We start from the raw sequence: 15,947 nt of genomic DNA on the forward strand, positions 1-15,947 counted from the left end.
TCTGGTTAACCAAAATGGCTTGCGAGGTTGACATCAGACGTTAAAGAGCCGAATTTTAGGCTCTGAGAGCGCAATCTACGCCATAAGCGGTGCGCTAACCGATAAATAGGTCAACCAATATAAGAATTGTCCTGGGTTTCATTTTCAGGACCTAAAAGAGGTAACAACATGAAGCAGACCTGGCGCTGGTATGGCCCAAATGATCCCGTTTCTCTTGCCGATGCACGACAGGCTGGCGCGACCGGCATCGTCACCGCCCTGCACCACATCCCTAACGGCGAAGTGTGGTCGGTGGACGAAATTATGCAGCGTAAAGCCATCGTGGAAGCCGCTGGGCTGGTGTGGTCAGTGGTGGAAAGCGTGCCGATTCACGAAGAGATCAAAACCGGCAGCGGCGAGTGTCAGAAGTGGATCCGTCATTACCAGCAGTCTCTGCGAAATCTGGCGCAGTGCGGTATTAAAACCGTCTGCTACAACTTTATGCCGATTCTCGACTGGACGCGCACAGACCTTGAATATCTGTTACCCGATGGTGCAAAAGCGCTGCGCTTCGATCAGATCGAATTTGCCGTGTTTGAACTGCACATCCTGCAGCGTTCGGGTGCAGAAAACGATTACACCGCCACCGAAATCGCCCAGGCGGCTGACCGTTTCGCCAGCATGAGTGAAGAGCACAAAACCCGCCTGACGCGCAATATCATCGCTGGCTTACCGGGTGCTGAAGAGGGTTACACGCTGGACCAGTTCCGTGCACAAATAGCTCGCTATAACGGTATCGGCAAAGCTGAATTGCGTGAAAACTTCGCGACCTTCCTGCGCGCGATTATTCCAGTGGCGGAAGAGGCCGGTGTTCGGATGGCAGTGCATCCGGATGATCCACCGCGTCCGATTCTGGGTTTACCACGCATCGTCTCTAACGCAGAAGATTTGCAGTGGATGATTGATACCGTACCAAGCCCGGCGAACGGCTTCACCATGTGCACCGGATCTTATGGTGTATTAGCTGAAAACGATCTCGCCGGTATGGTGAAACGTTTTGGCCCACGTATTTACTTTGCCCACCTGCGGTCAACCAAACGCGAAGAGAACCCGAACACCTTCCACGAAGCGGCGCATTTGGGCGGCGATGTCGACATGTTCGCGGTGATTAGGGCGATTGCAGAAGAAGAACATCGACGTAAAGCGGCCGGTCAGGAAGATTTGATTCCGATGCGCCCGGATCATGGTCACCAGATGCTCGACGACTTGCGCAAGAAGACTAACCCCGGTTATTCGGCGATTGGTCGTCTGAAAGGATTGGCAGAGATTCGCGGCGTGGAGCTGGCGATTCACCGCGCTTATTTCTGATGGCATTCGTTGCTGCCGGGTGCCATTGATGACGCACCCGGCTAGATGGAGTTTATATGGAACATAACCTTGCCAGCGGCGAACTGAAAGTGACCCGCCCCGCCTGGAACCATCAGCGGCTGGTGCCGCGTATCGTGCATATCGGTTGTGGCGCCTTTCATCGCGCGCATCAGGCGTTGTATCTGCATCACCTGCTTGAAATCAGTGACACTGACTGGGGCATCTGTGAGGTCAACCTGATGTCGGCGAGCGGCAAACTGTTGGTCGAACAACTGCGCCAGCAAGATCTGCTCTTCAGCGTGACGGAAAAAGGTGCCGGGCAGAACGACGTTCACCTCGTTGCGGCCATCAAAGAAGCCTTGCATCCTGCACTGGATGGACACGATGGCATTATCGCAGCGCTGGCTCGTCCGGAAACCGCTATCGTTTCATTGACGGTGACGGAAAAAGGCTATTGCACTCAGGCTGCCAACGATGAGTTGGATGCTGACAATGCGTTGATTCAACATGATACTGCGCACCCCAGCACGCCGAAATCCGCCATTGGTTTTATTGTCGAAGCATTACGTGTGCGTCGTGAGCGTGGTTTAGGGCCGTTTACTGTGCTGTCCTGCGATAACTTGCGTGATAACGGCCATGTGGCCCGAGCTGCCGTGGTGGGGCTTGCTCAGTTACGCGATGCAGCGCTGGCGAAGTGGATTGATGAGCACGTCACTTTTCCCAGCAGCATGGTTGACCGCATCGTTCCCGCAGTGACCGACGAAACACATCAGGAGATTCGCGACTTGCTGGGCGTTGCCGATCCCTGTGGCGTGGCCTGTGAGCCGTTTCGCCAATGGGTTATCGAAGATAACTTTGTCAACGGCCGTCCTGACTGGGATCGCGTGGGCGCGCAGTTTGTGGCAGACGTTGCCCCTTTTGAAATGATGAAACTGCGTATGCTCAACGGCAGTCACTCATTTCTTGCCTACCTCGGGTATTTGGGTGGCTGTGAAACCATCGCTGACACTATGCAACTCCCGGCCTATCGCCAGGCAGCATTAGCACTGATGATGCAAGAGCAGGCACCTACGCTGTCGATGCCTGAGGGTATCGATCTGCAAGCCTATGCCAGCCAATTGATCGAGCGTTTTAGCAACTCTTCCCTGCGCCACCGGACGCAACAGATTGCGATGGATGGCAGTCAGAAGCTGCCACAGCGCTGGCTCGATTCCGTGCGCTATCACCTGAAGCACGGCAGTGACTATCGCCACTTGATGCTGGGAATTGCCGGCTGGATGCGTTACGTGCTTGGGCAGGATGAGCGTGGTGAGCCATTTGACGTGGTTGACCCATTACTTGCCACGTTGCACGACATTAACCAGCATACGCCAGAAGGCGATGAGCGCGTTAGCGCCCTGCTCGCCGTGAAAACCATTTTTGGTGACGACCTGCCCGCCAATGCAGGCTTCGTTAGCACCCTACAACAGGTGTACGCGCAACTTTGCCAGTCTGGTGCCCGCGCCGCCGTTGCATCCCTGAATCAGGAGCCGAAATGAAGCGTTTTATGGATGACGATTTCCTGCTGCAAAGCGACGTTGCTCGTCGTTTGTACCATGACTATGCGGCTGATATGCCGATCTACGATTATCACTGTCATCTCAACCCGCAGGAGATCGCCGAGGATCGTCAGTTCGCCAACCTGGGACAGATTTGGCTGGAAGGCGACCACTACAAATGGCGTGCGCTGCGTGCGGCAGGCGTGGATGAATCGCTGATCACCGGTAGAGCCACCAGCGATTACGACAAGTATCTCGCCTGGGCACATACCGTGCCGAAAACGCTGGGCAATCCGCTTTACCACTGGACTCATCTTGAGCTGCGTCGCCCGTTTGGCATCACCGATACGTTGTTTGGGCCGGACACCGCACAACGCGTATGGGACGAATGCGCCGAGAAACTGGCAACCCCGGCATTTTCTGCACGCGGCATTATGCGTCAGATGAATGTACGTATGGTTGGCACCACCGATGATCCTGTTGATTCGCTGCAATATCATCGTCAGATTGCTGAAGACAGTAGCTTTGATATTGATGTCGCCCCAAGCTGGCGCCCTGATAAGGTGTTCAAGATTGAGCTTGAAGGCTTTGTTGAATACCTGGGACGGCTTGAGGCAGCAGCGGATGTGGCGATCACCGACTTTGAAGCGTTGCGCACCGAGCTGTTGCGCCGTTTAGATCACTTCTCCGCTCACGGCTGTCGTGCAGCGGATCACGGGATTGAAGTGCTGCGCTTTGCACCTGTTCCCGACGATAGCGTGTTGGACGCCATTCTGGCGAAACGTCGCAACGGCGACACGCTAAGCGAGCTGGAAATCGCGCAGTTTAGCAGCGCGGTGCTGGTCTGGTTGGGTTCCGAGTATGCACGACGTGATTGGGTGATGCAGTTACACATCGGTGCCATTCGCAACAACAGCACTCGCTTGTTCCGTTTGCTGGGTGCAGACAGCGGTTTTGACTCGATTGGCGATAACAATATTGCTTTGCCGCTCTCGCGCCTGCTGGATGCGATGGATGTTAACGACCAACTGCCAAAGACCATTCTGTACTGTCTCAATCCGCGTGACAACGAAGTGCTGGCGACGATGGCAGGTAACTTCCAGGGTGCGGGTATCGCCGGGAAAGTGCAGTTTGGTTCCGGCTGGTGGTTCAACGATCAGCGCGATGGCATGTTGCGCCAGCTGGAGCAACTGTCGCAAATCGGTTTGCTCAGCCAGTTTGTCGGCATGCTGACCGATTCTCGCAGTTTCCTCTCCTATACGCGCCACGAATACTTCCGCCGTATTCTGTGTAACCTGCTCGCCCAATGGGTGCAGGATGGCGTCGTGCCGCACGATGAAGCAGTGCTCGGCAACATGCTGCAGGATATCAGTTTCAATAACGCACAGCGCTACTTTACCCTCAATCCACGTTGAGAATTCCGCCCTGTGCTATAGTGCAGGGCGCAATTGATGGCAGCGTCAGTGGTCGTCAACTTCTTAATCAGCAGAAAAGAGCTCATGAAAACACAAGCATCAGCGCAGCGCCCTTATCAGGAAGTGGGGGAAATGTTGCGTAACATGATTATGCAAAAGCAGTATGCAGTGGGCGAACGCTTGCCACCTGAGCGTGAACTGGCTGCGCTGCTGGATGTCACGCGTACGCTGGTGCGTGAAGCACTGATCATGCTGGAGCTGGAAGGCTTGATTGAAGTGCGTCGTGGTGCCGGGATCTACGTGGTAAACGACAGTCCTGCACCGCGCGCGACGACACAAGCCGCCTGTAACGATGCCGGCCCGTTTGAGATGCTGCAGGCGCGTCAATTGCTGGAGAGTAATATCGCGGAGTTTGCCGCATTGCAGGCCACGCGTGAAGACATCATCAAGATGCGTCAGGCACTGGAACTGGAAGAGAGAGAGCTGGCATCCGGCGCCGTGAATGAGAGCGAGAACGGCGATCGTAACTTCCATCTGGCGATTGCCGAAGCGACCCATAACAGCATGTTGGTCGAGTTGTTCAAACAATCCTGGCAGTGGCGTGAAGACAATGTGATGTGGAGTCAGTTACATCGTCATCTGGTGAACACTCATTATCGTAAGCAGTGGCTCGACGATCACAAGAAGATCCTCGCCACATTGATCAAGAAAGATGCACGCGCCGCCAAGCAAGCCATGTGGCAGCATCTGGAAAATGTGAAACAGCGATTGCTGGAATTTTCAGATGTCGATGACATCGATTTTGATGGTTATCTGTTTGAATCCTGGCCGCTGGACAGTGCCAACGGCTAAAACAAGCCCTTGTTACCAAGGGCTTTCAGGCGATTACTGCGGTAATGAAGCTTTCAAACGCTGTGCTGCTACGGCCAGATTGGTTTCCGATACTGAGGCATACGAAATACGCAGCGTTGAAGTATCTGGATTATCACAGTAGAAAAACTCACCCGGGACATACACCACACCCTTGCTCAGCGTGGTTTTCAGCCATTCGGTGGTGTTGAAAGCTTCCCTGAACGTTGCCCACAGGAACATGCCACCCAGCGGGCGATAGAAGTGCAGCTTATCCCCCAACTCCGTCTCCAGCGCTGCACACAATGCATCGCACTTCTGCTTATAGGCCGCGCGGATCAAGCGAATCTGCTCCGGCAAGCGACCGGTTTCCAGATAATGACGCGTCAGGGATTGTGACAAGGCACTGGTGTGCAGATCCGTTGCCTGCTTCAGGTTCACCACTGATGACTTCAACCAGCCCGGCATGGTGATCCAGCCAACGCGTGCGCCCGGTGCCAGGATTTTGGAGAAGGTCGAGGTATAAATCACATTCTCGCTGGCCCCCATCGCTTGCGCATGGGATTTTAATGGGCGGAATGCCTGATTGGTGAAGTTGATCTCGCTGTAGGGATCGTCTTCAAAAATCAGGAAATCATACTGCTTCGCCAGCGCGACTAACTGCTGACGACGCGCATCAGATAAGGTGACGCCGCTTGGATTGCCAAAGGTCGGAACGATATACACGGCTTTGATTGGTGTCTGTTTGACTAGCTCTTCCAGCTCATCAACAATCATGCCTTCGCCGTCAGTGCCAACAGATTTGAACTGCGCTTCAGCCAACTGGAAAACCTGCAATGCGGCGAGATAAGTTGGACGCTCCACCACCACCACATCACCGGGGTTGATTAACGCGCGGGCGAGAATATCCAGTGACTGCTGGGAGCCAGAAGTGATCACCACGTCGTCTGGCGTGCAATCAATACCGCGGTCGGCTGAAATGCGGCAGATCGCTTCACGTAATAGCGGATCCCCTTCACTCAAGCCATACTGAAATGCGTTGTGACCATCCTGCGACAAGGCGCGATCCATGGCGATCTGCAGGCCTTCGGTATCAAACAGATCGGGATTCGGGATGCCACCACCCAGAGAAATCACCCCTTCCATTTTGCTGTGTTTCAATAAATCACGAATGGCAGATGAATGAATGCGTTGAACGCTTTTGGACAATTTTTGCGACGACATAAAACCTTTACCTGATTATTTTTTTCTAAGACTAAATTCATAACATAAGTTAGCTAAGCTGATAATCACATTTTCATTGTCTGGCAAAGAGAATTTAGTGCCGGAAGGTAACTACAGGCATTGAGAAAAAATCACCTGGTGAAACTAACGAAAAAAGGCGGAGGGGTAAGCTCCGCCTTGTTTCAAGTTCCGGTCAGTGCGCCTGACCGGTCAGTTGCAAAAGGGCAACGATGATTTGCAGGACGACCCGGACCAGGTCCAGGAGCAATCGAACAAGTTCCATCACTTTCCTTCTCCTCTGACAGGAGCGCGCTTTTCAGCCTTCGGAGCTTTGACTCCACCCGCCGATGGCCTGAGCACAGCTGTGAGGAGTGCTGAGCGCCACTCATTGTGGAAGCCACAGGCCAGCACCACCTGAAACCTGCCGGGATTTGACAATCCGCGCCCCTGGGAGTCATCAGAAAACAATGAGACTGCGCTCGCCACTCAACACCTGTATAACCATACAGTACTTTTGCGAAACTTGAAATATTCTCCCGCACATTTTATGATTTGCTTTGTGAGGAGTGCTGAGCACCCCGTTCGCAACGCGGTTACCAGCCGGTTAGCGAACATAAAAAAAGGATTTGGCTTAATGGCCAAATCCTTTTTTATTGCCTGCAGAAATCAGTTGGCGGAGCTAACACGCCAAATGGCATTACCCGCATCATCCGCGATCAGCACACCGCCCTGCTGATCTGACGCCAGTCCGACCGGTAAGCCCCGTACCTGTTTTTGGTCATCGGTCAGGAATCCGGTCACCACCGGCTGTGGCTGACCAACCGGTTTCCCGTTTTCGAATTTCACCCACACCACCTGATAGCCATTCAACGGCGTGCGGTTCCAGCTGCCATGTTCACTGATAAATGCCCCTCCGCGATACTGCGGCATGTTATCTGCGCCATAGAATAGCAAGCCAAGCGGTGCCACGTGTGAACTGAGCGCGTAATCTGGCTTGATGGCTTTTTCTACTAAGTCAGGCCGCTGAGGCTGCGCCCGCACATCGACATGTTGGCCAAAATAGCTGTATGGCCAGCCGTAAAAGCCTTTGTCCTGCACCGAGGTCATATAATCCGGCACCAGGTCCGAGCCAATCTCGTCGCGTTCATTAACGATCGCCCACAGCTTGCCCGTTTGCGGTTCCCATTGCAGACCGGTGGGGTTGCGCAGCCCACTGGCATAGATACGGCTGGCACCGCTCGCCGCATCGACTTCGAGTACCGCCGCTCGACGATATTCGGCACCAATGCCATTTTCCGTAATGTTACTGTTTGACCCTACGCCGACATACAGCTTGCTGCCGTCAGGGCTGGCCAGCAGTGACTTAGTCCAGTGATGGTTAATCGGCCCGCCGGGCAGTTCAGTCACCACCACGGGCGGCGTACGAATCTCAGTTTGTCCGTTTTCATACGGGAATTTCACCAGGCTATCGGCGTTGGCAACATACAACGTATTGCCCACCAGCTGCATGCCAAACGGCGCAGTCAGGTTATCGATAAATCGGTGCTGCTCCCACTTGCCATTCACATTACGCAACAGCGTGATGCGATTGCCGCCGGCCCCGCCTTTGCCCGAAGCATTTTTCACGAGGCCGGTAATGAGATCTTTCGGCGCAGTGGTGGGTTTTGGTGTGCCGTTGGATTCGGCCACCAGCACATCATTGTTCGGCAGCACCAATACCTGACGTGGATGCTGTAAGTTATCAGCGATCTTTTCAATCTTCAGCCCCTCCGCCACTTTTGGCATTTCACCGGCTTTCCAGGGGATACCCTCCGGCACCTGCATCGGCGGTACAAAGAAGTTTTGCGCCTGGGGGAGTTCAGGATTGGGGCCAATCTGTTTTTGCGGATCGATAAGTGCGCCATCATCACAAGCGCTGAGAAGCATGGCGAGGGTCACTGCACTCAGAATCTGTTTCATGCGCGACCTCCTGCTGTAATGCGTCCACGCAGCGCTAACTGCACGTTGGCGAGCAACAGCAGTGCCACCACCAGAGTCGACAACGTTACCCCAAGCGGCACCACAGCATACGCATCACGACTATGAATAAAAGCATTCGCGATAGCCACGACGATGGCCAGCAGTGACAGCCAGAAATGGGTCTTTTCACTGGGATAAGGCCCGCGGAATAAGTAAACAAGACTGATTAATCTTGGCAGGATGGCGAGCACCAGACCGATAGCAATCAACCAACTGGCTGATTTGGTCCACATGATGACGAAGGTTTGCAGATAGATGATATCGAACAGCCAGGCCGCAACAAAAAAGCCCAGCGGTAGCGGTTCCAGCAGAGCGTAAAGCCCCACCGCAAATGCTGAACGTCCCGAGGTATACAATATTTCACTCTCCCTATTACGTTTATTATTCAGGCGATGGCTGCGTTTCGCTTCCCCGAAATCGCAGCCAACCGCCTGTAAAATATTAGTAAAGATGAAGAGTAATGCGCGCGATTACCGCAAAAAGCCTAAAGGTTATGACTTATCCGCAGGCAGTGTCACCCAGTAACCCGGCTGATAAGGCAATGGCAGAAACTTTTCATGGAACTCACGGAAGGTGGCGTCAGGATCGATATCTTTGAACAGATCCGGATGCAGCCACTTGGCCATCGCCTGAATCGCGACAAACTGATATGGGCTGTCGTAGAACTGATGCCAGATGGCGTGTGCATTGCCGTTGTGGGCAACTGGCAGGGTTTTAAACGCATCGCGCATCATCAGCAACTTCAAACGTGCCGTGGCTTCTTTGGTGTCTGCGCCAGGGCCAACGCCCACCCATTTGCCCACGGTGTTGTAGTTCTTCCAGTTGGCACCGGTCACTACCACCACATCCGGACGGCTGGCAATGATTTGCTCTGGGTTCAGGGTACCGAAGGTGCCAGGGATCAGTTCTTTAGCGATATTGCTTCCGCCGGAGATTTCGACCATCTGACCAAAGTTCTCATTACCAAACGACATGCAGCATTCATCGGTGTAGCCACCTGCACGATCAATCATCACTTTTGGACGTGTGCCGGTGAAGTTTTTCAGGCGATCGGTCACCTTTTCGATCTGCGCGCGGCGGAAAGCCACAATCTCTTCAGCACGCTGCGGGTTATTGACCAGTTCGCCCATGATGCGGATGCTCTTCTCGGCGTGCTCCATCGGCTTCTCACGGAAGTCGATAAACACCACCGGTACGCCAACCGCCTGCAACTTCTCAATCAACTTGCCTTCATCCGTGGCGGCTTTTGATTCGAGGTTCATCAGCACCAGGTCCGGCTTTAACGTCAGTGCCTGCTCAACGTTGAAGGTGCCATCTTTCGCCCCACCAAAGGTAGGCAGCTTTTTAATTTCCGGATACTTGTTCTCATAAGCCATATAACCGTCATAGTCGGCCTTATGGAAATCATCACGCCAGCCCACTACGCGATGGAAAGGCGCGACGGTATCGAATGCCGCCAGCAGATACATCTGGCGCCCTTCGCCCAAAATAATGCGTTTCGATTCCTCTTTAACTTCAACCTGACGTCCTGCAATGTCAGTGATGATTTTTGCCGAAGCGGAATCCGCCACAGCCAGTAACCCCAGCGCTAACAGCCATTTTTTCATTATGTCTACCCATACAAATGATAATGATTATTATTAAAATTTCGCGGCGTCACTATTACCTGGCAGACGCGAAATGAAAAGCCCCTGAGACACATTTTTTTACATCCCCTTGCCGTTTTTCTTACTGTGTAGCCGCTCACAAAACGACCTTCTTTCGTGAAAGTGCTCACAGCACCCCATGCAACTGCCCAGGTAATGACCTTCTCTTCCCGCACTTCACCTAATGCGTAAACAAATTGTGAACGCTAAATTACGAATTGAAACGCTGTTTTATTTTTAATTTAACGCTCGCCCTGAGCATGGAAATCCTGTCTGGAGGTCTTACCGTGAAGATCAGCGCCATTGATGTCACTCTCTTTACCTACCCTACGCGCCGCGTATCAGATAGCGCGGGCCACTCGCACCCTGGTGCAGAAACCGATGCGCAAATGGCGCTGCTCACGCTGACCAGCGAAGACGGCGATTGCGGATATGCTTTCGCACCAGCCGAAGTCATACGACCGCATGTGGTCAACGCCTTCTTCCGTAAGGTGCTGATCGGGCAAAACGCCTTTGATCGTGAACGCTTGTGGCAGGATTTGGTGCACTGGCAGCGTGGCAGCGCGCACCAACTCACCGAGCGCGCACTCTCCGCTGTCGAACAAGCCATGTGGGATCTGATTGGCCGCAAGCTTAAACAACCGGTGCATAAGCTTCTGGGCGGCTTTCGTGAGAAAATCCCCGCATACGGCAGCACCATGTGCGGCGATGAGTTGGAGGGTGGCCTCTCAACGCCGGACGAGTACGCCCAGTTTGCCGAGAAGTTGGTAGCACGCGGTTATCAAGCCATAAAACTGCATACCTGGATGCCGCCGGTTTCTTTCGCCCCCAGCACCGCAATGGATATCAAAGCCTGTGCCGCGGTACGCGAAGCGGTAGGTCCGGATATCGCCCTGATGCTGGATGGCTACCACTGGTACAGCCGCAGTGAGGCGCTCACCATCGGCAAAGCGCTGGAAAAGCTCAACTTCGCCTGGTTTGAAGAGCCGATGGAAGAGGAGAGCATGGCCTCTTACGCCTGGCTGGCGGAAAACCTCAGCATTGACGTACTCGGCCCGGAAAGCCTCGGCGGCAAACACCACAGTCGTGCCGACTGGGTGCGTGCAGGTGCCTGTGACATCCTGCGTGCCGGAGCCAACGGCGTCGGTGGCATCTCTGCCACCCTGAAAGTGGCCAGCCTGGCAGAAGCCTTCGGCATGGATTGTGAAGTGCACGGCAACGGCGCGGCCAGCATCGCGGTGGTGGGTGCCATTCGTAACTGCCGCTGGTATGAACGCGGACTGCTGCACCCTTTCCTCGATTACGAACAACCGCCGGCCTATCTTAATAGCCTGGTGGATCCGATGGACGATCAGGGCTTTGTTCATCTACCGACACGCCCTGGACTCGGGGAGGACATCAATTTCAGCTGGATTGAAACCCACACGCTCAATCGCTGGTAAGCGTCGAACACAAGCAGTACGGCAAACAACTATAAACCTCTGACCTGCTGGACTTTGCTTATGAACATATCTCGTTATTGCAGAGCATGGTGCGCCGCGCTAATGCTGCTCACGGGTAGCCCGTCGCTGCTGGCCGCCACGCCAGACGACCAGCTGATTGTGGGCATAAACATGAACAACCTGTTGACGCTGGACCCCGCCGCGATGACCGGCAATGAAGTGGTGGGAATTGTGGTCAATCTCTATGATGGGCTCGTCGAGTTGGATCCACGCCAGCTCACCCACGTGCGCCCTGCTCTGGCGGAACGTTGGGAGATCAGCGCCGATCATCGCCAACTCACTTTCCATCTGCGCGAAGGCGTGCATTTCCATTCCGGTAACCCACTCACCAGCGAAGACGTGATTTGGTCGATGCGCAGGGTGTTGCATCTCAATCTGGCTCAGGCGTCAGTGTGGAAATCCTATGGCTTCAGTAAAGACAACGTGGATCAGATGATCACTGCACCGGATGCCCGCACGGTGGTGATCCAGCTGCCTAAGCCTAACGATCCGCAACTGGTGATCTACTCCCTGGCCGCACTCGGCAGCATGGTGGTGCTGGACAGTAAAACTGTACAGGCCAACGCGGTGAACGATGACTGGGGCAACCGCTGGCTGACCACGCACGAAGCCGGTTCCGGCCCGTTCCGTCTTGATGTCTGGCAGGCCAAAGATGTATTGCGCATGAGCAGGGATGAAAATTACTGGCGTGGCGCTCCCAGGTTAACCCGCGTGGTGTTTCGGCATTTGCAGGAGTCACAAACCTTGCGTTTGATGATGGAGAAAGGCGATATCGACATTGCCAGTAACATGGCAATCCCCGATGTGCAGGCGCTGCGCCACGATCCGGATCTCACCATTGATGCGGTGCAGAAAGGCACCCTTTATTACCTGGCGATGAGCATGAAGGATGACCACTTCGCCAATCCGCAGGTGCGCGAAGCCGTGCGCTACTTAGTCGATTATCAGGGCATCAATAAAACGCTGATGGCCGGTTATGGCACCTTGCATCAGCGTCCGATCCAGTCTGGTATGCCTGAAACACTGCCCGATCCCGGCTATCGTCTTGATGTGCCACGAGCCAAAGCGTTGCTGGCCGCAGCGGGCTACCCCAATGGCTTCGACACCACCTTGCGTGTGCTGGCCGATCAACCGTTCCTGAACATCGCTATCGCCATTCAATCCACGCTGATGCAGGCAGGCATTCGCGCCAAAATCATCACCGGCACCGGCAACCAGATTTATGGCGCAATGCGCGAACGTCAGTTCAATTTACTGGTGGGGCGTGGCGGCAGTGGTGTTGAACCGCATCCGCACTCCAGTTTGCGATCGCTGGTGTACAACCCGAATAACGCCGACAGCGCCCGACTTACCAACTTCCAGGGCTGGCGCACCGGCTTCTACGATGCTCAGCTTAATCAGATGATCGATCAGGCGCTGCTGGAACGAGATAGCACCAAACAGCAGCAGGATTATTTTGCGATTCAGCAGCGTTACGACCAGTTGATCCCGGTGCTGATGCCGATTTCGCAGATGACGGATTCCGTGGTGGTAAATAATCGCGTGCAGGATTATGTGCCGCATCCTTCTGCCACCACCTTCCTGCGTGATGTGTGGAAAACGCCAGACAGCCTGGTCGGAGGTGTCCAATGACCTTAACCAAACGCCACTGGCGTCGAGCGCGTAGCCGAACATTACAGGTTGCCATCACGCTATTCGGCCTGTTGCTGCTGACCTTCTTTATTGGCCGCGTGATGCCGCTCGATCCGGTGCTGGCGATTGTTGGACCGGATGCCGACCACGCCACCTATCAGCAGGTTTATCACCAGCTAGGCTTTGATAAACCGCTGTGGGTGCAGTTCTGGATCTACCTGCAAGGTTTGCTACACGGCAATCTTGGGCTGGCGCTGCTCACCGGGCAGCCGGTGATTAACGATATCCTGCGCGTGTTCCCTGCCACCCTTGAACTCGCCACGCTGGCGATTGTGCTTGGCACCGGACTCGGCGTACCGCTGGGCGTCTGGGCTGCGGCACGCCGTAACAGCCTGGTGGATTATCTGGTGCGCATTATCAGTCTGGCTGGATACTCCACGCCAATCTTCTGGGTCGGCATGATCGGTTTACTGCTGTTCTACGCGCATTTGGGTTGGGTCGGCGGTGCCGGTCGGGTCGATTTCAGCCTGGATGGTATTGTGCCGCGCCGTACAGGTTTGCTGCTGGTGGATGCGCTGCTGGCGGGCAATATCAAGGTGTTTAACAACGCGCTCAATCATCTGATCCTGCCCGCTTCGCTGTTGGGTTTCCACTCGCTGGCCTACATCAGCCGTATGACGCGCAGCTTTATGCTTGCGCAGCTGTCGCAGGAGTTCATCCTGACCGCGCGGGTGAAAGGGCTGACCGAGTGGCAAGTGATTTGGCAACACGCCTTCCGCAATATTCTGGTGCAGTTGCTGACGGTGGTGGCACTGGCATACGGATCCCTGCTCGAAGGCGCGGTGCTGATTGAAACCGTGTTCTCCTGGCCCGGCTTTGGCTCTTATCTCACCGGCAGTTTGATGCTCGGCGACATGAATGCGGTGATGGGCTGCGTATTGGTGGTCGGCCTGATTTTCGTGCTGCTTAACCTGCTCTCTGACCTGCTTTATCAGGTATTCGATCCGAGGACCAAAGTATGACTGCCTCTCTCGATCTGCTTCATGCCAGCACCACCCGCGAACGCGTGGCACGCTATCGTCGTACCCTGTCGCGTATCGGCCATTTCCTGTGGCAAATGGCCTGTAACCCTCTCACGGCCATCGGCGGAGGCATCATTTTACTGCTGCTGATCGTGGCGCTGTTTGCGCCGTGGATCGCCCCTTACCATCCATTGATTCAGGATTTAAATAACGCACTCATGCCGCCGAACGCGCAGCACTGGTTTGGCACCGATGAGTTTGGACGCGACATCTTCAGCCGCTTAGTGTGGGGCGCGCGCATTACCTTGTATATCGTCATGCTGGTGTCGATCACCGTCGGGCCATTAGGCCTGTTGTTGGGCGTCACCGCCGGCTACTTTGGCGGCAAAGTGGACAGCGTATTAATGCGCGTCACCGATATCTTCATCTCGTTCCCGAGTCTGGTGCTGGCGTTGGCGTTTGTCGCGGCGCTGGGTCCCGGCCTGGAACATGTGGTGATGGCGATTACCCTCACTGCCTGGCCGCCGATTGCCCGTCTGGCACGCGCGGAAGCGTTGTCGCTGCGGCAGGCAGATTTCGTTTCCGCCGTGCGCTTACAGGGTGCGTCTCCCCTGCGCATTCTGTGGAAGCACATTGTGCCGCTGTGTCTGCCTTCGGTGATTATCCGCATCACCATGAACATGGCGGGCATCATTTTGACCGCGGCAGGTCTGGGTTTCCTCGGTTTGGGCGCGCAGCCGCCCGACCCGGAATGGGGCGCGATGATCGCCAGTGGCCGCACTTATATGCTGGAGTGCTGGTGGGTAGTCACCGTGCCTGGGTTAGCGATTCTGATCAACAGTCTGGCGTTTAACTTCTTAGGAGATGGCTTACGTGACATCCTCGATCCCCGCAGCGAATAGCGCTGCTCCCCTGCTCGACGTGCAGGATCTTCAGGTTAATTTCGTTAACGGACGCCAGATTACCCCAGCAGTGCGCGGCATCTCTTTTCAGTTAGGCAAAGAGAAACTGGCCATCGTTGGCGAATCAGGCTCAGGTAAATCCACGGTGGGCCGCGCGCTGTTGCAACTGCATCCGCGCAGCGCGCAAGTCACCGCCCAGCGCATGCAGTTTGCTGATGTCGATCTGCTGCGGGCTTCTCCTGCACAAATGCGTGCCGTGCGCGGCAAGCGTATTTCGATGATCATGCAGGACCCGAAATACTCGCTGAATCCGGTGGTACGTGTTGGCGAGCAAATTGCCGAAGCCTGGCGCAGTCACCATCCGGGGCAGCGTGAGGTGGCACGCCAGCGGGCGCTGGAGATGCTGGAGGTGGTGCAGATCCGCGATCCTCAGCGCGTCTATCAGTGCTACCCACATGAGATCTCCGGCGGACAAGGTCAGCGTGTGATGATCGCCATGATGCTGATTACCGACCCGGAACTGCTGATCGCCGATGAACCGACCTCGGCGCTGGATGTTTCCGTTCGCTTGCAGGTATTGACGCTGCTGGATGAACTGGTGCAACAGCGCGGACTGGGCCTGATCTTTATCAGTCACGACCTCAATCTGGTGCGGCGCTTTTGCGATCGCGTATTGGTGATGTATGCCGGCCGCGTGGTCGAATCGCTGTCTGCCGATCAACTCGACCACGCCCAGCATCCTTATACCCAGGGATTACTGGCCGCGCTGCCGGATATGGATGCGCGCCGTTCTCGGTTGCCAGTGCTACAGCGCCAGGCCAGCTGGTTACAACCTTAAGGAGAGAGCATGA

General features: G+C 55.0%; 13 protein-coding genes. 9 read left to right on the forward strand and 4 right to left on the reverse strand.

Annotation, left to right across the window (positions count from 1 at the left end):
- The first annotated feature begins 168 nt into the window (after positions 1–168).
- From uxuA to uxuR, 4 genes are all read left to right on the forward strand, one after another.
- A complete protein-coding gene (gene uxuA / locus WFP70_RS04040) occupies positions 169–1,347 on the forward strand; it encodes a mannonate dehydratase (RefSeq protein ID WP_337022674.1) in 1,179 nt (392 codons plus the stop codon).
- 56 nt (positions 1,348–1,403) lie between these two features.
- Positions 1,404–2,885 (forward strand): fructuronate reductase, encoded by a 1,482-nt coding sequence (locus WFP70_RS04045; protein WP_337022675.1) that lies wholly within the window; start codon positions 1,404–1,406, stop codon positions 2,883–2,885.
- The gene (uxaC, locus tag WFP70_RS04050) at positions 2,882–4,300 is read left to right on the forward strand and encodes a glucuronate isomerase (protein WP_337022676.1); all 1,419 of its coding nucleotides are present in this window, start codon (positions 2,882–2,884) and stop codon (positions 4,298–4,300) included. The genes WFP70_RS04045 and uxaC overlap by 4 nt, the downstream gene beginning before the upstream one ends.
- Before the next feature lie 84 nt (positions 4,301–4,384).
- The gene (gene uxuR / locus WFP70_RS04055; RefSeq protein ID WP_097117281.1) at positions 4,385–5,152 is read left to right on the forward strand and encodes a Uxu operon transcriptional regulator; all 768 of its coding nucleotides are present in this window, start codon (positions 4,385–4,387) and stop codon (positions 5,150–5,152) included.
- Positions 5,153–5,185: 33 nt separating this feature from the next.
- On the opposite strand, the gene WFP70_RS04060 is transcribed toward uxuR, so the two are convergent.
- The 4 genes from WFP70_RS04060 to WFP70_RS04075 all read right to left on the reverse strand — a co-directional run bounded on the left by WFP70_RS04060 (position 5,186) and on the right by WFP70_RS04075 (position 9,999).
- Positions 5,186–6,373 (reverse strand): aminotransferase-like domain-containing protein, encoded by a 1,188-nt coding sequence (locus WFP70_RS04060; RefSeq protein ID WP_337022677.1) that lies wholly within the window; start codon positions 6,371–6,373, stop codon positions 5,186–5,188.
- Between the two features lie 666 nt (positions 6,374–7,039).
- Positions 7,040–8,332: a PQQ-dependent sugar dehydrogenase gene (locus WFP70_RS04065; protein WP_337022678.1), complete on the reverse strand. Its 1,293-nt coding sequence runs from the start codon at positions 8,330–8,332 to the stop codon at positions 7,040–7,042.
- A complete protein-coding gene (locus tag WFP70_RS04070; RefSeq protein ID WP_166931240.1) occupies positions 8,329–8,751 on the reverse strand; it encodes a DUF2231 domain-containing protein in 423 nt (140 codons plus the stop codon). The genes WFP70_RS04065 and WFP70_RS04070 overlap by 4 nt, the downstream gene beginning before the upstream one ends.
- A 132-nt stretch (positions 8,752–8,883) precedes the next feature.
- Positions 8,884–9,999 (reverse strand): ABC transporter substrate-binding protein, encoded by a 1,116-nt coding sequence (locus WFP70_RS04075; protein WP_337022679.1) that lies wholly within the window; start codon positions 9,997–9,999, stop codon positions 8,884–8,886.
- A 299-nt stretch (positions 10,000–10,298) separates the two neighbouring features.
- Here WFP70_RS04075 and WFP70_RS04080 point away from each other — a divergent pair, with 299 nt between their 5' ends.
- The 5 genes from WFP70_RS04080 to WFP70_RS04100 all read left to right on the forward strand — a co-directional run bounded on the left by WFP70_RS04080 (position 10,299) and on the right by WFP70_RS04100 (position 15,934).
- The gene (locus WFP70_RS04080; protein WP_442956327.1) at positions 10,299–11,480 is read left to right on the forward strand and encodes a mandelate racemase family protein; all 1,182 of its coding nucleotides are present in this window, start codon (positions 10,299–10,301) and stop codon (positions 11,478–11,480) included.
- Positions 11,481–11,540: 60 nt separating this feature from the next.
- Positions 11,541–13,172, forward strand: coding sequence for an ABC transporter substrate-binding protein (locus tag WFP70_RS04085; RefSeq protein WP_337022681.1), 1,632 nt, complete (start codon positions 11,541–11,543; stop codon positions 13,170–13,172).
- On the forward strand, positions 13,169–14,194 hold the full coding sequence (locus WFP70_RS04090) for an ABC transporter permease (protein WP_337022682.1): 1,026 nt from the start codon (positions 13,169–13,171) through the stop codon (positions 14,192–14,194). Before WFP70_RS04085 ends, WFP70_RS04090 begins: the two co-directional genes overlap by 4 nt.
- Positions 14,195–14,289: 95 nt before the next feature.
- Positions 14,290–15,096: an ABC transporter permease gene (locus WFP70_RS04095; protein ID WP_442956331.1), complete on the forward strand. Its 807-nt coding sequence runs from the start codon at positions 14,290–14,292 to the stop codon at positions 15,094–15,096.
- Positions 15,068–15,934: an ABC transporter ATP-binding protein gene (locus WFP70_RS04100; RefSeq protein ID WP_337022684.1), complete on the forward strand. Its 867-nt coding sequence runs from the start codon at positions 15,068–15,070 to the stop codon at positions 15,932–15,934. Before WFP70_RS04095 ends, WFP70_RS04100 begins: the two co-directional genes overlap by 29 nt.
- The last annotated feature ends 13 nt before the right edge of the window (positions 15,935–15,947 follow it).

The sequence above is a fragment of the Pantoea sp. USMM079 genome, from assembly GCF_037153115.1.
In the GTDB taxonomy this organism is placed as follows: Bacteria; Pseudomonadota; Gammaproteobacteria; order Enterobacterales; family Enterobacteriaceae; genus Pantoea; species Pantoea communis.